This is a genomic window from Salinicola sp. MIT1003 (assembly GCF_001858555.1).
Lineage (GTDB): Bacteria > Pseudomonadota > Gammaproteobacteria > Pseudomonadales > Halomonadaceae > Salinicola > Salinicola salarius.
The window spans coordinates 127,272-145,719 of the sequence record NZ_MCAP01000060.1 but is presented as its reverse complement, the minus strand read 5'-3'; the positions used below and the strand labels follow the sequence as shown (position 1 = coordinate 145,719).

15 protein-coding genes are annotated in these 18,448 nt (G+C 63.4%); 12 read left to right on the top strand and 3 right to left on the bottom strand.

Annotated features, from left to right (window positions below; translation table 11 throughout):
- Positions 1–151: 151 nt before the first annotated feature.
- Positions 152–982: a sulfurtransferase gene (locus BC443_RS18045; protein WP_071233262.1), complete on the bottom strand. Its 831-nt coding sequence runs from the start codon at positions 980–982 to the stop codon at positions 152–154.
- Positions 983–1,286: 304 nt separating this feature from the next.
- On the opposite strand from BC443_RS18045, the gene BC443_RS18040 reads away from it, so the two are divergent.
- Positions 1,287–2,603, top strand: a complete 1,317-nt coding sequence (locus BC443_RS18040) for an NCS2 family permease (protein ID WP_071233261.1) — start codon at positions 1,287–1,289, stop codon at positions 2,601–2,603.
- Between the two features lie 385 nt (positions 2,604–2,988).
- Here BC443_RS18040 and rsgA read toward each other — a convergent pair whose 3' ends face one another.
- Positions 2,989–4,032, bottom strand: coding sequence for a small ribosomal subunit biogenesis GTPase RsgA (gene rsgA / locus BC443_RS18035; protein WP_071233260.1), 1,044 nt, complete (start codon positions 4,030–4,032; stop codon positions 2,989–2,991).
- Between the two features lie 152 nt (positions 4,033–4,184).
- Here rsgA and orn point away from each other — a divergent pair, with 152 nt between their 5' ends.
- A complete protein-coding gene (orn, locus tag BC443_RS18030; RefSeq protein WP_083387509.1) occupies positions 4,185–4,799 on the top strand; it encodes an oligoribonuclease in 615 nt (204 codons plus the stop codon).
- Between the two features lie 40 nt (positions 4,800–4,839).
- Here the strand turns inward: orn and queG are convergent, their stop codons facing one another.
- The gene (gene queG / locus BC443_RS18025) at positions 4,840–5,931 is read right to left on the bottom strand and encodes a tRNA epoxyqueuosine(34) reductase QueG (RefSeq protein WP_071233259.1); all 1,092 of its coding nucleotides are present in this window, start codon (positions 5,929–5,931) and stop codon (positions 4,840–4,842) included.
- 144 nt (positions 5,932–6,075) lie between these two features.
- On the opposite strand from queG, the gene BC443_RS18020 reads away from it, so the two are divergent.
- From BC443_RS18020 to BC443_RS17975, 10 genes are all read left to right on the top strand, one after another.
- Positions 6,076–7,593 carry a bifunctional ADP-dependent NAD(P)H-hydrate dehydratase/NAD(P)H-hydrate epimerase gene (locus BC443_RS18020; RefSeq protein ID WP_071233258.1) on the top strand — a complete coding sequence of 506 codons (1,518 nt, stop codon included), beginning with the start codon at positions 6,076–6,078 and terminating at the stop codon, positions 7,591–7,593.
- A complete protein-coding gene (gene tsaE, locus BC443_RS18015; RefSeq protein WP_071233257.1) occupies positions 7,577–8,086 on the top strand; it encodes a tRNA (adenosine(37)-N6)-threonylcarbamoyltransferase complex ATPase subunit type 1 TsaE in 510 nt (169 codons plus the stop codon). The genes BC443_RS18020 and tsaE overlap by 17 nt, the downstream gene beginning before the upstream one ends.
- Before the next feature lie 218 nt (positions 8,087–8,304).
- On the top strand, positions 8,305–9,657 hold the full coding sequence (locus tag BC443_RS18010) for an N-acetylmuramoyl-L-alanine amidase (protein WP_110634838.1): 1,353 nt from the start codon (positions 8,305–8,307) through the stop codon (positions 9,655–9,657).
- Between the two features lie 189 nt (positions 9,658–9,846).
- Complete coding sequence (gene mutL / locus BC443_RS18005) at positions 9,847–11,847, top strand: DNA mismatch repair endonuclease MutL (RefSeq protein WP_071233256.1); 2,001 nt, start codon at positions 9,847–9,849, stop codon at positions 11,845–11,847.
- A gap of 33 nt (positions 11,848–11,880) precedes the next feature.
- Positions 11,881–12,861 (top strand): tRNA (adenosine(37)-N6)-dimethylallyltransferase MiaA, encoded by a 981-nt coding sequence (gene miaA / locus BC443_RS18000; RefSeq protein WP_071233273.1) that lies wholly within the window; start codon positions 11,881–11,883, stop codon positions 12,859–12,861.
- Positions 12,862–12,989: 128 nt separating this feature from the next.
- Positions 12,990–13,241 carry an RNA chaperone Hfq gene (gene hfq, locus BC443_RS17995; protein ID WP_071233255.1) on the top strand — a complete coding sequence of 84 codons (252 nt, stop codon included), beginning with the start codon at positions 12,990–12,992 and terminating at the stop codon, positions 13,239–13,241.
- Positions 13,242–13,255: 14 nt separating this feature from the next.
- Positions 13,256–14,578 carry a ribosome rescue GTPase HflX gene (gene hflX / locus BC443_RS17990; RefSeq protein WP_071233254.1) on the top strand — a complete coding sequence of 441 codons (1,323 nt, stop codon included), beginning with the start codon at positions 13,256–13,258 and terminating at the stop codon, positions 14,576–14,578.
- A gap of 194 nt (positions 14,579–14,772) precedes the next feature.
- The gene (gene hflK, locus BC443_RS17985; protein ID WP_071233253.1) at positions 14,773–16,008 is read left to right on the top strand and encodes an FtsH protease activity modulator HflK; all 1,236 of its coding nucleotides are present in this window, start codon (positions 14,773–14,775) and stop codon (positions 16,006–16,008) included.
- Positions 16,008–16,973, top strand: a complete 966-nt coding sequence (gene hflC, locus BC443_RS17980; RefSeq protein ID WP_071233252.1) for a protease modulator HflC — start codon at positions 16,008–16,010, stop codon at positions 16,971–16,973. The genes hflK and hflC overlap by 1 nt, the downstream gene beginning before the upstream one ends.
- A 259-nt stretch (positions 16,974–17,232) precedes the next feature.
- Positions 17,233–18,414: an ATP phosphoribosyltransferase regulatory subunit gene (locus tag BC443_RS17975; protein ID WP_071233251.1), complete on the top strand. Its 1,182-nt coding sequence runs from the start codon at positions 17,233–17,235 to the stop codon at positions 18,412–18,414.
- The last annotated feature ends 34 nt before the right edge of the window (positions 18,415–18,448 follow it).

Sequence of the window (18,448 nt, the reverse complement as noted above, 5' to 3'; positions counted from 1 at the left end):
CTTCGAGCTTCGAGCTTCGAGCTTCGAGCTTCGAGCTTCGAGCTTCGAGCTTCGAGCTTCGAGCTTCGAGCTTCGAGAAAGGGATTGCGAACCTCAAGCTTTAGCCGGTTACTTTCTTTGCGGCTCGCGGCTCGCGGCTCGCGGCTCGCGGCTAGTTTTCGATAGGCGTATCGTCGCGATTGCCCCATTCCTTCCATGAGCCGGGATAGGCGCGAACGTTGTCGTAACCGAGCGCCTTGGCGGCGAGCCAGGTGAGTCCGCTGCGGTGGTGAGTCTGGCAGTGGGTGACGATCTCCTTGTCCTGGGTCAGGCCGCGGGCTTCCAGTTCGGTAACGAGTTCGGCGTAGTCGCGCAGGCGCAGGTCGTGGTCTTTGTCCATCACGTCCAGCCAGTCGAGGTTGACCGCCCCGGGAATATGGCCCCGCTTGCGATTGTCGCCCTTGGTGCCTCGATATTCCTCGTCGGAGCGGGCATCCCAGATCGCGAGCGCAGGATCGCCGAGTCGCTCCATCAACTCCTCGCGCCGGATCAGAACCTGCGAATTGAGGTAGGCCGCTTCGTACTGGCTGGGCTTGGGCGAGGCGGGCGTGGTGGAAACCGGCTGACCGTCGGCACGCCAGGCGTGGATTCCGCCGTTGAGGTACGAGTAACGGCGGTGGCCGATCAGTTCCAGCGTCCAGAGTAGACGCCCGGCCCAACCGCCACCTTCATCGTCGTAGGCGACGACGTGAGTCTCCGGGGTCAGCCCGAGTTCGGAAAACAGCGTGCTCAGGGCGGCTTCGGAAGGCACATCGTTGGGCACCTCGCCCGTGCCGGCCAGCAGGCGACGGGATTCGAGGAAGATCGCGCCCGGCACGTGACCCGATTGGTAACTTTCGGCCTTGAGCGGCACGTCGATGATCAGCAGGTGCGGATCTTCGAGGTGCTGCGCTAGCGTGGCCGGGTCCAGAATCAGTGGCAACTGAGGGGTTTCCGAGCTCATGAGCGGTGACTCCAGTCGTGATCGTTTCTGTCGTGATCTTGATGCGGCAATGGCCATGATGATGGCACACGTGCCTCTCGCTAGGGTAGCGGATGGCGTCGCGGAGCGGATCCGCTATACTGCGCGCCGCTCGAGAGTGGCGTCTACCTGTTCGCAAGGTCGAATTCGGACGGGGTTTTTCGGCCCGATGACCTCTCGGCTCTTTTCATGGGGACCATCCTCGTATACAAAATTCACGGACGCGAGCGGTTCGCGTCACCAATAACAATCATGATTGCCAGGAGATTGCTGCGTGCTTGAAAAAATGTTCTCTCTGCGCTCGCTGGGGACGACGGTCAAAACCGAAGTGCTGGCGGGCATCGCGACCTTCCTGGCGGCGATGTACATCATCGTGGTCAATCCTTCGATTCTTTCCAGCGCCGGTGTCCCGTTCGCCGGCGCCCTGACGGCCACCGTGCTGATCAGCTTCTTCGGCAGCGTGATGATGGGCCTCTATGCGCGCAACCCGATCCTGGTGGCGCCGGGCATGGGGATCAATGCGCTGTTCACCTACACCATGGTGCTGGGTGCGGGCATCGAATGGCAGACCGCGCTGGGCTGTGTGTTCTGGTCCGGCGTGCTGTTCGGGCTGCTGGCGCTGTTCAACGTGCGTCGCTACGTGGTCGATGCGATCCCGGCAACGCTGCGTCACGCCATTGCCTGCGGCATCGGCCTGTTCATTACCGTGATCGGCCTGGTCAACGCCGGCATGCTGGTTTCCAACCCGGCCACGGTGGTGGGCCTGGGCGAGATGACGCCGACGCTTGTCACATTCCTGATCGGGCTGGGGATCACCGCCGTGCTGGTGGCGCGCCGTATTCAGGGCGCGCTGATCCTGGGTATCGTCATCACAACGGTACTCGCCATCCCCATCGGCCGGCTGTGGGGCGATGCCAGTGCCATGTCGCCGACCGGTACGCCGACGCTGGTCAACTTCCAAGGCATCTTCGCCTGGCCCGATTTCGGGGCGCTGTGGCAGGTCGATTTCGTCGGCGCGCTGTCGGTGGCCTACTGGCCGTTCATCTTCGTGATTCTGTTCACGACGTTCTTCGATGCGATGTCGACGTTCATCGGCGTATGTCAGGCGGGCAACCTGCTCGACGAGGATGGCGAGCCGCGCAACATCCGTCGTTCGATGATGGTGGATGCCTTTTCCGCATTGATTTCCGCGCCGTTGGGCACCAGTCCGGCCAACGCCTACGTCGAATCTGCGGCCGGCATCAGTCAGGGCGGACGTTCCGGACTGGTCGCCGTGGTCGCGGGGCTGCTGTTCCTGCCGTTTCTGTTTCTGTCTCCGCTGTTGGCACTGGTGCCGGCGATTGCCACCGCGCCGGCGCTGATCATGGTGGGCGTGTTCATGCTCTCGCCGATCCGCACCATCGACTGGCAGCAGTACGACGATGCGATCCCGGCGTTCGTGGCGATGATGCTGATCCCGCTGACCTACTCGATCACCCACGGCGTGGTGTTCGGCTTCCTGACCTTCGTCGCGGTCAAGGTGGGGGTGGGCAAGGCGAAGGAAGTGCGCCCGGCGATGTGGGTGCTGTTCTTCCTGTCCATTTTGATGTTGTTCGAAGGCTGATCCTCAGCGTCTGCGCTCGATGACTTCGAGCGTCTCGCGAACTATCGCCGCGTCTTAGGACGCGGCGATCCTTTTGGTCATCATCAAACTCATGCCTGAGAGATGTATTTCTGGCAGCGGGGCTACGGCTGTCGAGTCTTGATCCAGCCTGCTGCTCACCGTGACGAGGGGGCTTAACGCTCGCCCCCTCGCCGCTCCCCCTCTTTTCACGCCACAAGACGACGAAATCCTGAACGACTGCCGCTTGCGCTCGGGTCGGCGCGCAAGGACATCCCTGTCCAAGCGCGCCTCTTGTGGCATCCATGCCACAAGACCCGGCTCAGCGGGCGCCGTTCAGCGTCGTCTTGAAAGGCGCTGGGGCGGCTTCGATAAACCTTGGCGACTCTCAGGACGCGGCGATGTCGTCTCTGATGCGCTGAAAGCTGGCGAAGCGCTGGGGATGAATGTCGCCACGTTCGACGGCGTCGATCAGGGCGCAGCCGGGTTCCTGACGATGGCGGCAGTCGCGGAATCGGCAGTGGCCGAGAAACGGGCGAAACTCGATGAAGCCTTCCGCCAGCTCGCGCTCGTCGAGATGCCAGAGGCCGAATTCCCGGATGCCGGGCGAGTCGATCAAGTCGCCTCGTCGTGCTCCGTCGGCCGCCGCCTTCAGTGGTAGCGGGTAGAGGCGCGCCGTGGTGGTGGTGTGCTTGCCTTTGCGGGTATCCGTCGACAGTGCGCCGATTCGCAAGGTTTCGTCGGGTAACAGCTTGTCGATCAGCGAGGATTTGCCGACTCCGCTCTGGCCGACGAAGACGGAGGTGCGCGCCGCCAGGCGAGCCTGCAGCGCATCGAGGCCATGCTCTCCACGCGCGGACGCTTCGACCAACGGGTAGCCGAGCCCATCATAGCGCGCCAGCAATTCACGCAGCGCGCCGCCCTCGGGTGGCAGCAGGTCACTCTTGTTGAGCACCAGTACGGGCGGGATCCCGGTATGTTCCGCGGCGACCAGGTAACGGTCGATCAGGTTGGGGTGCGGCTCCGGCTCGACCGCGACCACGATCAGGATCTGGTCGATATTGGCGGCGACGGGGCGCAGTTGCCCGTGGGCATCCGGGCGTTCGAGCACGCTGCGACGCTCGCCGCGGGCGACCACCACGCCGCTGCCGTCGTTGGCCTGGCGCCAGACCACCTGGTCGCCGGTCACCAGCCCTTCGAGATTGGCGCGCAGATGGCAACGGTGCAGCCGGATCTGGTCATCCTCGACGGATTCTACCTCCAGCGAGCGGCCGAAGTGGGCGGCGACGCGGCCTGGCTGCTCGGCCCCGTATTCGCCGGCATCGAGACGTTCGCTATCGCGGTCGTCCTTTTTCAACGCTCTTTCGGTGCGTTCGGCCTGGATCTTCTCGACGCGCCAGCGCTGTTGGCGGCTCAGTTTGCGGCGGCTCATGGTTTGCGGTGACTCATGGTTTTCGGTTCTGGCTGTTGGTGTTTGCCCATCCGTCGTGCCCCGGGGGTAGAATGGCGGGCATTGTAGCCTTTACCGACTTGCCGTGTCCGCCCGCGTCCGCGAGGTCGAGGACACCGACTCTGGAGTTGTTCATGTCTGAACCATCCGCCTCTAACTCATCCACCACTGACTCATCCGCCTCTGTCCCATCCGCCGCCGGCACACGTAGCGATCTTCTGGTCTGGATCGATCTGGAAATGACCGGTCTCGATCCCGACCGGGAGCGCATCATCGAGGTGGCAACGCTGATCACCGATGCCGAGCTGAACCTGATCGCCGAAGGCCCGGTGCTGGCCGTGCATCAGCCGGACGCCCTGCTCGATGGCATGGACGAGTGGAACCAGAAGACCCATGGCGAATCCGGGCTGATCCAGCGGGTCCGCGAGAGCGCCATCGATACGGCGGAAGCGGAACGCCGTACCCTCGCGTTTCTCGCCACTTATGTCTCGCCTGGCACCTCGCCGGTCTGCGGTAACAGCGTCCATCAGGATCGTCGTTTCATGGAGCGCGAGATGCCGGCGCTTAACAACTTCTTCCACTATCGCAACCTGGATGTCTCGACGCTGAAGGAGTTGGCCAAGCGCTGGAATCCGGCGGCGGCGAGCAGCTTCACCAAGCGCAACACGCATCAGGCGCTGGACGACATCCGTGAATCGCTGGCGGAGCTCAAGCATTACCGCGAGACATTCCTGAAGCTGTCTTCCTGAAGAGCGGATCGTGACGGGCGTGCGACCCGTTCGTCATGGGCTAGGCGCTGGCGATACGCGCCTCGCGCTTGCGCCGTTGTTCTTCCAGCGCCCAGCGCACATGTTCTCGAACCAGATCTGAAGGGTAGGCCAGACGGGCGCGCAGAGCGCTTTCGACCCGCTCGCTCCAGGGCGCGTTGCCCAGCCCAATGGCGAGATTGCGCAGCCAGCGCTCGTAGCCGATGCGCCGAATCGGACTGCCTTCGGTGCGCTTAAGGAATTCGGTCTCGCTCCAGGCGAACAGTTCGATCAGCTCGGCACGGTCGAGATCGTGACGCGGCGCGAAATCCGGCTCTGCACTGGCGCGAGTGAAGCGGGTGAAAGGGCAGAACAGCTGGCAGTCGTCGCAGCCGTAGACGCGATTGCCCATGGCCCGGCGGAACTCGAGGGGAATGCTGCCGTGGAGTTCGATGGTCAGGTACGAGATGCAGCGCCGCGCGTCGATCACCTTGTCGTCGATGATGGCGTCCGTCGGGCAGGCGGTCTGACAGCTGGAGCAGGAGCCGCAGTGCTCGCGCTCGAAGGGCGGGTCCACCGGCAGCGGCAGGTCGGTATAGAGTTCGCCGAGGAAAAACAGCGAGCCGGCCTGCGGGTTGAGCAGCATGGCGTTCTTGCCGAACCAGCCCAGTCCGGCTTTCTGGGCCAGGGCGCGCTCCATCACCGGTGCGGAGTCGACGAAGGCGCGATAGCCGATCGGGCCGACTTCGTCCTCGATCCGGCGGGCCAACTGATCGAGGCGCTTGCGAATCAGTTTGTGATAGTCGCGGCCCAGCGCGTAGCGTGAAACGTACGCCTTCTGCGGTTGTCCCAGTATCCTGGTGGTCTCGACCTCGGGCGGCAGGTAGTCCATGCGCGCGCTGATCACCCGCAGTGTTCTGGGGACGAGTTCCTGCGGCCGGGTGCGTTTGCTCCCATGCTTGGCCATGTAGTGCATTTCGCCATGATGTCCGGCGTCCAGCCAGCGCTGCAGATAGCGCTCATGGGTCTGCAGATCGGTATCCGTGATACCGATCGCCTGGAAGCCGAGTTCTCGTCCCCACTGCTTGATGCACGAGGCGAGTTCGTCGAAGTCGATGCTGGATGGCTGTGACATACCGCAGAGAAGCCAACGGAGATAGAAGTGTCGGGTGCGCTACCCTACACCACTAATGAGCCGAGCGTCAGTCGAATGGTAGATGGGACGCCATCTGGCGCCACTCATCGGCAAATCCTCTATCGGAAGATGACAGGAGTCACGATGACCGCCTCTTCTTTTCAGCGGCCGCTCTATCTGGCCGAACAGGTGCGAGAGCTGGATCGCCGAACCATCGAGGCCGAGGGCGACAGCTTCGCGTTGATGTGGCGTGCCGGCGAGTCGGCCTATGACACGCTGCGTGCCCGCTGGCCACAGGTGCGTCGTCTCTGCGTGCTATGCGGTGGCGGCAACAATGGTGGCGACGGTTACGTCATCGCGGCGCTGGCTGCCGCCGAGGGCCTGGTGGTGGACCTGGTCGCGCTCAAGCCGGTCACCGAACTCGAGGGTGACGCGCGCCGGGCGGCGGCAATGGCGGCTGAGGCAGGTGTCGAAGCGGTCGACTGGAACGATGAGCTGACCCTGGATGGCGAGCTGATGGTCGATGCGATGCTGGGTACCGGCGCCAAGGGCGCGCCTCGTGCGCCTTATGCCGCTGCCATCGCCGAGGTCAATGCCAGCGGTCGTCCGGTCATGGCCGTCGATGTGCCCTCCGGGGTCGATGTCGATACCGGCCATGTCGAGGCCGAGGCGATCAGGGCCATGCTGACGGTCACCTTCATCGGCGACAAGTTCGGTCTGCATACCGGAGCGGCGCTCGATGTGGTGGGGGATATCGTTTTTGCCTCGCTCGGCGTCGATCCGTTACGGCATGGCGATATCGTGCCGGTGGCCTGGCGCCAAGCGCGCGAGGATCTGGCGATGGCGCTGCCGCCGCGAACGCCCAACAGCCACAAGGGTGCCCATGGCCACGTGCTGGTGGTCGCCGGCGCGCCGGGCATGGGCGGGGCGGCGCTGATGACCAGCGAGATGGTGGCGCGCGTTGGCGCCGGCAAGGTGAGCCTCGCCACCGATGCCGCTCATGTCTCGGCCAGTCTGACCCGTTTTCCCGAGATCATGGCGCGAGGCGTGCGTGGTGCGCCGGATCTCGAGCCGATGGTCGAGGCGGCCGATGTCGTGGCCGTGGGGCCGGGGATCGGCACCGGTGCCTGGGGGCAGGCCGCGTTGCAGCGCGCGCTCGATGCCGGCAAGCCCTGCATCATCGATGCCGATGGCCTCAACCTGCTGGCGCGCGACGAACGGGCGCGCCGTCGGGACGACTGGATACTGACGCCGCACCCCGGCGAAGCGGGGCGCCTGCTGGGCATTTCCACCGCCGACGTCCAGCGGGACCGACGCGACGCCGTCATCGCCCTGCATCGGCGCTGGGGCGGTACCATCGTGCTCAAGGGGGCGGGCACGCTGGTCTACGACGGCGAGCGGCTCACACTCTGCCCGTTCGGCAATCCGGGCATGGCCAGCGGCGGCATGGGCGATGCGTTGACCGGCATCATCGCGGGGCTCGCCGGACAGCTCGAGTCGCTCGGCGAGGCAGCGAGAATCGGCGTGCTGCTCCACGCCCTGGCAGCGGATGCTGCAGCGCTGGATGCCGGCGAGCGTGGTTTGCTGGCGACTGATCTGGCATCCTATGCGCGAACTTTGGCCAACCCTCAACCTGTCTCGAGTCATGCCGATCACACTTAGCGATGAAGCCGCCCAGGTGGCCTTTGGCGAATCCCTGGGCCGAGCGCTGGCCGGACGCGGTCAGGTCCACCTGATCGGCGATCTTGGCGCCGGCAAGACCACGCTGGCCCGGGGCATCCTGCGCGCCTATGGCCATGTTGGCGCCGTCAAGAGCCCGACCTACACGCTGGTCGAGCCCTACGAGACCACCGCGGCCCGGATTTTTCATTTCGACCTCTACCGCCTGGGCGATCCCGAGGAGCTCGAGTTCATCGGCGCCCGTGACATGCTTGGCGACGACGCGCTCTGCCTGATCGAATGGCCGAGCCGCGGCGTCGGCTGGCTACCCACGCCCGATCTCGAGATTCATCTTCGGGTTCATTCCGCGGGGCGGATCGCCTGGGGCATCGCACACAGCGAACAGGGACGTGCCGTCGTGGAAAAGTTGCCGACGGGGCTGCGCGATCCGATGAGCGGTGAGGAACCAGTGAGTCACAAGGAAGATGAATGCTGAAAGAAGTGCAAGAGACGCGTCATGATGTCCAATCCGGTCTTGAGTCGTTATGGAATCTCGTCGTCATCCTGAGTCATGCCGCGTTCTTGCTGTTGGGGAGAGGCGTGCGCGCCTGGCCGGCCAAGCGCAAGGGGGCCCGGCATCGTTGGTTGGCCGGTTTGATCTCCCTTTTCTGCCTCGGGGCTGCCGCGCAGGCACAAGCCGTCGAAGTGGACAACATGCGGCTGTGGTCGGCACCGGATCACGTCAGGCTGGTGTTCGACATGTCGGGGCCGGTCAACGCCAACATCTTCACTCTGGAAGGCCCTGATCGCGTCGTGATCGACCTCGACAGTACCGAGCTGGATTTCGATATCGACAAGCTCGATCTGGACGACAGCGCCATTTCCAAAGTGCGTACCGGGGTGCGGGAAAGCGGCGGATTGCGCGTCGTGCTCGACGTCAATCGCTCTGTCGTGCCCAAGAGCTTCACGCTGCCGCCCAATGAACAGTACAGCGACCGTCTGGTGGTGGATCTCGACTATCCCGGCGCCAGCGCGGTCAAGGATCCCATCGATCCTATCGAGGCAATGATTCGCGATCAGGAGATCGCTGCGCAACGAGCACAAACCGAAGCCGTCGCCGAAGGCAAGCCGCAGGAAGCCGAAACGGTGGCTTCCGCCGTCGAGGCGCAGCCGCATCCCAAGCGGGACATCATCATCGCCGTCGATGCCGGTCACGGTGGTGAAGATCCGGGAGCAACCGGTCCTCACAATACTCAAGAAAAGGATGTCGTGCTCCAGATCGCGCGCAAGGTGAAGCAGCGTTTCGATCAGACGCCGGGGTTCAAGGCGTTCCTGACCCGCGATGGCGACTATTACGTCGGCTTGCGTCAGCGCACCCTGATCGCCCGACAGCAGAAGGCGGACTTCTTCGTCTCGGTTCATGCCGATGCGGTTCGCAGTAGCCAGCCCTATGGTAGTTCGGTCTACGCGCTATCCCAGGGCGGGGCAACGTCGGAAACCGCACGCTGGCTGGCGGCGAGCGAAAACCAGTCCGACCTGATCGGGGGCGTCGACGGCAACTTGAGCCTCGACGACAAGGATGAAGTGCTGCGCGGCGTGCTGCTCGATCTGACGATGACCGCGACGATGAACGATTCGCTGGCGACTGGCGGGCAGGTGCTCGATCGACTGGGGCGGATCAACAAGCTGCACAAGTCGAGCGTCGAGCAGGCGGGCTTCGTGGTGCTGAAATCACCGGACATCCCGTCGCTGCTGGTCGAGACCGGCTTCATCTCCAACCCGCGCGAAGAGGCGCAGCTAAAGTCGTCGGCACACCAGGCCAAGCTGGCCCAGGCGATCTACGACGGTATCGTGGCCCATTTCCGCCAGCATCCGCCGCCCTCGAGCCTGCTGGCCTGGCAGCGTGATCAGGGACGCGGCAGCGCCGGCAACGAGTATCGCGTCCAGAGAGGCGATTCGTTGTCCCAGGTAGCGGCCAGCCATAACATCAGCATGAAGGCGCTGAAGCAGGCCAATGGGCTGGATAGCGACATCTTGCGGGTAGGGCAGGTGTTGACCATTCCATGACGACGCTTTGCCTGAAAAATGTCTGCGCTCGGCCATACGGCGTTAAAAATCGGCTTAAAATGCTCATTTACAACCTCGTAAGCTCCGCTTTTTCGCCGATTTTTGCCTTGTCTGACCGCCGCTCGTCGATTTTTCAGACAGAGCGGATGAGTTTCGGACGACTGCGTTGAACGTTGAGGAGATCCTGCGATGAGTGAACCGTCACGCATCCGCATACTCGATCCCCGTCTGGCCAACCAGATCGCCGCAGGGGAGGTGGTCGAGCGGCCGGCCTCGGTGGTCAAGGAGGTCGTCGAGAACGCCATCGACGCCGGCAGCCAGCGTATCGAGGTCGAGCTCGAGGCGGGGGGGGCGCGATTGATCCGTGTGCGTGACGATGGCATCGGCATCGGCGAAGACGACCTGCCGTTAGCGCTATCCCGGCACGCCACCAGCAAGATCGCCTCGCTCGACGATCTCGAGGACGTCTCCAGCCTGGGCTTCCGCGGCGAGGCGCTGGCGTCGATCAGCTCGGTGTCGCGCCTCGAGCTGATCTCCAACGCCAACGAAGATCCCGCCGGCGGCTGGCGAGTGGTTGCCGAAGGGCGCCAGATGGAGCCGCGGGTCACGCCAGCGCCGCATCCTCGTGGCACTTCGGTGCTGGTTCGCGATCTGTTCTTCAACACGCCAGCGCGGCGCAAGTTCCTGCGCACCGAAAAGACCGAATTCGGCCACGTCGAGGAGGCCTTTCGGCGCCTGGTGTTGTCCCGTTTCGATATCACCTGGCTGTTGCGTCACAACCAGAAGGTCGTGCATCAGTTGCCCGGCGTGGCGGCGGAGCAGGCCGGTCGGGAGCGGCGCATTGGCGCGATGCTGGGCAAGCGCTTCCTGAACGAGGCTCTGCACGTCGACCTGGAGGCCACGGGGCTCCGCTTGTGGGGCTGGGTCGGCGAGCCGACCTACTCTCGTGCGCAGGCCGATCAGCAGTATTTCTTCGTCAATGGCCGCATCGTCAGGGACCGTCTGGTCGCCCATGCCATTCGTCAGGCCTATCGCGACGTGATGTTCCATGGCCGGCATCCGGTGTTCGTGCTCTATCTCGAGCTCGATCCGCGGGTGGTGGACGTCAACGTGCATCCGACCAAGCATGAAGTGCGCTTTCGCGACGGCCGCCTGGTCCACGATTTCCTGTTCTCGAGCCTGCATCGCGCACTGGCATCGGTGAAACCCAACGGGGCAGTGACGGCAGGAAATAACGCGGAACTGGCAGGCGATGCCGCCGACGAGGAGATCGGCGCGCCAGCTCGGCAATCGCCCGAAGGGCAGGCTCGTCCCTCCACGGCCTACGATGCGCCCGGCTGGCAGCAGCAGCGCATGCCGCTGGCCGGGCAGCATGCGTCAGGCGGAGAGTCGTCGGCACAGAGTCGTCCCGCGGCCCAGCGGATTCGTGAGTTCATGGCGGGCTATCATGCGCTGCATCCGGAACACGAGTCGTCGCTGCTGACGCCGCGTGATGGTCGCGCTGATGCCCCGGGGGGCGAGGCGGCCGATGTGGCGCTTCGGGAGCGTCCGGCGACGCCGCTGACGACGCTGGCCACTGATATCAAAACCCAGGACGATACCCAGGCGCCACCGCTGGGCTATGCCGTGGCGCAACTGCACGGCGTCTACATTCTGGCCCAGACCGAGCGCGGGATGGTCATCGTCGACATGCATGCCGCCCACGAACGGATCGTCTATGAACGCATGAAGCAGCAAATTCATGCCGGCGCGCTCGATGCGCAGCCGCTGCTGGTGCCGGTCTCCATGGCGGTCAGCGCCGGCGAAGCCGAGATCGCCGATCAGGAGCGGGAGGCCTTCGCCCGGCTGGGTGTGGTGCTCGACGCCGCCGGCCCCGAGACGCTGCTGATCCGCCAGGTACCGGCACTGCTGGCGGATGCGGATATCGAGCCGCTGATACGGGACATGCTCGGCGATCTCGAGCGCTTCGGGCGTTCGGACCGTCTCGAGACCCGGATCAACGAGCTGCTCAGCACCATGGCCTGCCACGGCAGCGTGCGCGCCAATCGCCTGCTGACGCTGCCCGAGATGAATGCGCTGCTGCGCGACATGGAACGTACCGAGCGTAGCGGGCAGTGCAATCACGGGCGCCCCACCTGGACCGAAATGTCGATGGCGCAGCTCGACAAGCTGTTCCTTCGCGGCCAGTGAACGAGGATGTCTGTGAACGAAAACGATGGTCGCATGCACGACGAATCTTTTGGTCCGAGAGAGCACGGTGGCTCGAGGCGGGATGATCGTCCGCTGGCGATCCTGCTGCTCGGACCGACGGCCGCCGGCAAGACCGACAGCGCGATTGCGCTGCATCGGCGCTTCGACGCGGAACTGATCAGTGTCGACTCGGCGATGGTCTATCGCGGCATGGATATCGGCACGGCCAAGCCGTCCCGGGAAGAACTGGCAGCGGCGCCGCATCGTCTGATCGACATTCGCGATCCGGCCGAGGTCTATACCGCCGCGGACTTTCGTCTCGATGCGCTGCGTGAAATGAAGGCGATCACGGCCTGCGGCAAAACGCCGCTGCTGGTGGGTGGCACGATGATGTACGCCAAGCGCCTGGTCGAAGGCGTCGCGACCATGCCCGGGGCGGACCCGGTCATGCGCGAACAGCTCCGTCAGCGCGGCGAGCGCGAGGGCTTCGAGGCGCTGCATGCGGAGCTCGTCGAGGTCGATCCGCAGGCCGCCGCTGCCATCCATCCGCGCAATCGTCAGCGCCTGATCCGTGCGCTAGAAGTCTATCGGCTTAGCGGTGTACCGCTCTCCGAGCACTGGCAGCACCAGCAGCGTGAAAACTTTCCGTGGCGATTGTTGTCCATAGCTCTCGCGCCTGCCGAGCGTCATGTCCTGCATGCGCGTATCGCCCAGCGCTTCGATGCCATGCTCGCTGGAGGATTCGTGTCGGAAGTGGCTACATTGAAACAGCGCGGTGACCTTCATGCGGATCTGCCGTCGATGAAGAGCGTCGGTTATCGGCAGGCATGGGAGTACCTCGATGGGGCCTGCGATCGCGGTGAACTGCGTGAACGCGGTATTGCCGCCACGCGCCAGTTGGCCAAGCGCCAGTTGACCTGGCTGCGGCGCTGGCCCGATCTTCATTGGGTCGATAGCTGCGCGCCGGATGTGGGCGAGCGGATTGCGAAAATCGTGCGTGACCACGGCAGTTAGCGTAAAATGGCGGGCTTCGTCCAGACCTATACTTGCGGCGTTGCGATGCCGCCGGTGTGATGCCGAGTCAGAACGAATCGCCGCCCAACTAAAACAGCACCATTCATAACAGTATTAGGGAGAGCAACATGTCCAAAGGACAGTCCCTTCAGGATCCGTACCTGAACATTCTGCGCAAGGAGCGCATCCCGGTTTCCATTTTTCTGGTCAACGGCATCAAGCTGCAGGGACAGATCGAGTCGTTCGATCAGTTCGTCATCCTGTTGCGCAACACCGTCAGTCAGATGGTCTACAAGCATGCCATTTCGACGGTCGTGCCGTCCCGTAACGTCCGGTTGCCGCCGCAGGATCCTACCGCTGCATCCGGACTCGATAGCTAATCGAGAGGTAGTGATTGTTTTTCGAACGTCCCGACGCCGGCGAAACGGCGATTCTGGTCCATGTGGACTTTCAGGACGAGCAGGAGCGCGAAGATCCGGGTGAACTCCTGGAGCTGGTGCGCTCTGCCGGGGCGGAGTCGGCTACCCTGATTCAGGGTAGTCGGCGTCGCCCCGACCCTCGTTCTTTCATCGGCAGTGGCAAGCTCGAGGAGGTCAAGGCCGCACTCGAGACCCACGGCGCCGAACTCGTCATTTTCAATCATGCCCTGTCTCCTTCCCAGGAACGCAACCTCGAACGTGCGCTCAAGTGCCGTGTGCTCGATCGAACGGGGCTGATTCTCGATATCTTCGCGCAACGCGCGCGGACTCACGAAGGCAAACTCCAGGTCGAACTGGCTCAGCTCGAGTACATGTCTACCCGACTGGTGCGCGGCTGGACCCACCTCGAGCGCCAGAAAGGCGGTATCGGTCTGCGTGGCCCGGGGGAAACCCAGCTCGAGACCGACCGGCGTCTGCTGCGTGAGCGCATCAAGTCGATTCACAAGCGTCTCGAGAAGGTCCGCAAGCAGCGCGACCAGAATCGGCGCGCCAGAGCGCGGGCGGAAATTCCGAGCGTCTCTCTGGTGGGCTACACCAACGCTGGCAAATCGACCCTGTTCAATGCGATCACCTCGTCCGAGGTATACGCCGCCGATCAGCTCTTCGCCACGCTCGATCCGACCTTGCGTCGCCTCGACGTGCCGGATGTCGGCGAGATCGTGCTGGCGGATACGGTCGGCTTCATCCGGCATCTGCCGCACAAGCTGGTCGAGGCCTTCCGGGCCACGCTGCAGGAAGCGACCGAGGCCAGCCTGATCGTCCATGTGATCGACGCTGCCGATCCGGACCGCGAACTCAACGTGGCTCAGGTCGATAGTGTGCTGGCCGAGATCGATGCAGACGATGTGCCACGATTGCTGGTAATGAACAAGATCGACCTGTTGGGAACGTCGCCGCGGATCGAACGTGACGAACAGGGCTTCCCGCAGGTCGTGTGGCTGTCGGCACGCGACGGTGAAGGCCTGGAACTGTTGCGCGAAGCGCTTGGGGAATGGCTGGCCGAGGATATCCTCGATATCCGCTTGACGCTGACGCCCGAGCAGGGTCGACTACGAGCGGCGCTGCACGAGTTGCAGGCCGTGCAGAACGAAACGTTCGACGAGCGCGGTCGCTCGAATCTGGAGATTCGCTTGCCCCGGCGGGAGTTTATGCAGATGATGGCTCGCTTGGGCGAACGCGCCGACGATTATTTGCCCACCTCGGAAAAAACGCCGGTTGCCGATTGGGAACGGGTTTGAGGTGAGAAAAACGACGCAGGGAGCTTCGTGGTCTGGCGAGCAGATCCGAGCGATGCAGGGTGACAGGGGATTCGGCATCCGTCCGAACCAGCCCTTTGCACGTCAGTGCAACGCCACGGCGGCTCATGCTCCCGATGCCATGCGTAATGCTTTGGCCTGACGCAACGCTTTGACTGCATCATTGGAGACTAGGTATGGCTTGGAATGAGCCTGGTGGTGGCAACAACCAGCAGGACCCTTGGGGCGGCGGAGGGGGCCGACGCCCGAGTGGTAATGGTGGCAACAACGGCGGTGGCAATCAGGGGCCACCGGATCTCGATGAAGCGCTGAAAAAGTTTCAAGACAAGATCAACCGTCTGCTGGGCGGCCGCGGCAAGCGTTCCGGTCCTGGCGGCGATGGTTCCGGCGGCAGCAATGGTGGCGGTGGCAAGCGCAACCCGTTTTTGCTGCCGATCCTGGTGCTGATCGTGGCGGCCGTGATCTGGGCCGGATCCGGTTTCCATCTGATCGATCAGTCCGAGCGCGGCGTGGTGTTCCGACTCGGCAAGTACACCGAAACCTTGAATCCCGGTCTGCACTGGAATCCGCCGATCATCGATCGCGTGGACAGCGTCAACGTGACCAGCATCCGCTCTGCGACGCAGACGGATTCGATGCTGACCAGCGACGAGAACATCGTTCGCGTCAGCGTCTCGGCGCAGTATGTGGTGAGCGATTCGCATGCGTTTCTGGTCAACGTCAACGAGCCTGAGATGACGCTGCAGAACGCCATGGACTCGGCCTTGCGCCAGGAAGTGGGCAACATGCACCTGCAGGAAATCCTGACCACCGGTCGTGATCGGCTGGGGCAGCGGGTTTTCGAGCGGTTGACGGCCTATATGGAAGCTTACGGTACCGGTCTGCGTCTGCAGACGGTCAACGTCGAATCGACCGCGCCGCCGGATCAGGTCCAGGACGCCTTCGACGACGTCATCCGTGCCCGGGAGGAGCGTCAGCGCTCGATCAACCAGGCCAATGCCTATAGCCAGGCCGTCGTTCTCGAGGCCAAGGGTCAGAAGCAGCGTCTCATCGAGGAAGCCAATGGCTACAAGGCTGCTTCGGTATCCGATGCCATCGGTCAGACCAACCGCTTCAATTCGCTGCTGAGCGAATATCGGCAGGCGCCGGACGTGACGCGTCAGCGTCTCTATCTCGAGACCATGAGCGATGTGCTGAGCAAGACGCCCAAGGCGCTCGTCGATCTGGGTGACGGCAATGCCGTGACCGTGCTGCCGCTCAATCAGATGCAGGCTGGCGGTAACAGCAGCCAGAGCGACTCGTCGCCGATGAGCATGCAACAGCTCGAACAGATTTCACGGCAGGTGATCGATCAGATGAACAGTGGCTCGCAGCAGCCGACACGTAGTTCCAGCCTGCGGGAGGGTCGCTAATGTTTAATAATCGCGCCCTGTTTGGCGTCATCATCCTGGCGTTGCTGGCCTGGTTTGCCAGTGCCAGTTTCTACGTCGTCAACGAGACAGAACGGGCCATCAAGCTGCGTTTCGGCGAGGTGATCGAAAACAACATTGGCCCCGGTCTGCACTTCAAGCTGCCGATATTCAACACCGTGCGAATCTTCGACGTACGCGTGCAGACGGTCGACTCCAGCGCGACGCGGTACCTGACGGCGGACTCCAAGGCGGTGATCGTCGACTCCTTCGTGAAGTGGAAGATTGCCGACCCACAGCAGTTCTACGAGGCTACGCGTGGCAACATCCAGGTCGCCGAGAACCTGATCGCGCCACGGACCGACGAAGCATTGCGCAACAAGTTCGGCCAGACCGAGATGTCCTCGATCATCCAGGAGAGAATCGCAGCAGAGAGCGACAATCAGGAACTGGTGGGTGAAGACAAGGGCGCCGACACCGTCGAAGGGGCGCGGGAAGAGCTGATGGTCGAGCCGGTACAGCAGCTCGACCAGGCGATGCGCGACGAGCTGGGTGTCCATATCCTCGATATTCGCGTCAAGCGAATCGAGCTGCCACCCGAGGTGACTCAGGCGGTTTACGAACGCATGAATTCGGAGCGGGAGCAGGCGGCGAGAACCTATCGCGCGGAAGGTTCCCAGCAGGCCGAGGCGATTCGTGCCGACGCCGATCGTCAGCGTCAGGAAATTCTCGCCAACGGTCGCCAGGAAGCGGAGACCACACGTGGCGAGGGTGATGCCCAGGCGGCGCAGATCTATGCCAGCGCCTATCAGCAGGCACCGGATTTCTTCTCGTTCTATCGTTCGCTGCAAGCCTATCGCGACAGCTTCAACGGCAAGGGCAAGGATCTGCTGGTATTGAGTCCGGACGACAGCGACTTCTTCCGCTATCTCAAAGACCCGACGCCTGCCGAGGCTTCGGCGCCATGAGGGGCGGGCGGACGAACGGCCTCATCTAGGAAAACGAACGCCCGCGGGATTTCCCCGCGGGCGTTTCGTGGTACTATTGCCTAGCCGGGTTTAGCCCGGCTTTTTTGTGCGGCCTGTTTTTGCGCAATCACGTCTTCATACGATCAAGTCTTTGCGCAATGCACCCGCCTCGCAGCGCTCCGGCTGCAACTGTCACGGGATGGCGAAGCTGGCCTTTGCCTCCGATCTTTACCGACTTACCGCTGGGCAGGAAAAGCTCATGACGATCGCTGACCGCTGGTTGCTACCCGACGGCATGGATGAAGTATTGCCGCCGCAGGCAACCCGGATGGAGGAGTTGCGTCGGACGCTGCTCGACCTGTACGACCGCTGGGGCTACGACCTGGTCATGCCGCCGCCGGTCGAATTTCTCGACTCGCTGCTGACCGGCACCGGCACCGATCTGGATCTGCAGACGTTCAAGCTGACCGATCAGTTGACCGGCAGGATGATGGGTGCCAGTGCCGACGTGACGCCTCAGGTCGCGCGCATGGACGCCCATTCGCTGAAGCGTCAGGGTCCCGTGCGCCTGTGCTATTGCACGACGGTACTGCGGGCCAAGGCCGACAAGCATCAGGGCGGCCGCAGCCCCATGCAGGTTGGCGTCGAGCTCTTCGGTCACGCCGGGCTGGATGCCGATATCGAAGTATTGAGGCTGGCGCTGTCCAGCCTCGAGGCGGCCGGCGCCAAGGAGATTCACCTGGCACTGAGCCACACCGCGATCTACCGCGAACTAGTGCGTGCCGTCGACTGGAGCGACGACGTCGAACGGGCGCTGTTCGATGCCATCGAACGCAAGGCTTATATCGTCATCGACGAACTGGTGGCCGCCAATGTTCGGGATTCCGGGCTCGCGCGGATGCTCAGCGAACTTCCGCGGCTGCATGGCGGGGCGGAGATTCTGGAGCATGCCCAGCAGGTATTGGCCGAGGCCCCGAGCGCCGTTCTGGACGCGCTCGATCAGTTGATGCGGCTGCATCGCGGCGTCGTCGCCGAGCATCCCGAGGTGTCGTTCTACTTCGACCTGGCCGAGCTGCGCGGCTACCAGTACCACACCGGAATGGTATTCGCCGCCTACGTGCCGGGATACGGCCAGGCCCTGAGCAAGGGCGGACGCTACGACGATACCGGCCAGGCCTTTGGCCGTGCCCGCCCGGCCACCGGATTTTCCATGGATCTCAAGCAGCTGGCGACCTTGGCCGAACGAGAGCCGCCAACCAATGGCATCTGGGCACCGAACCAGACGGACGCCGCGCTCAATGAGACCATCAATCGGCTACGGGCGCAGGGGGAGCGCGTGATCCAGGCGCTGCCCGACCAGAGGACCGGTCCCGAGTCACACCGCTGCAATCGTCATCTGGTGCTTCAGGATGGCGAGTGGCGTATCGAGCCGCTGAATTGAGCCAACGCTGTCAGAACCTGTTCACAGACGCCAG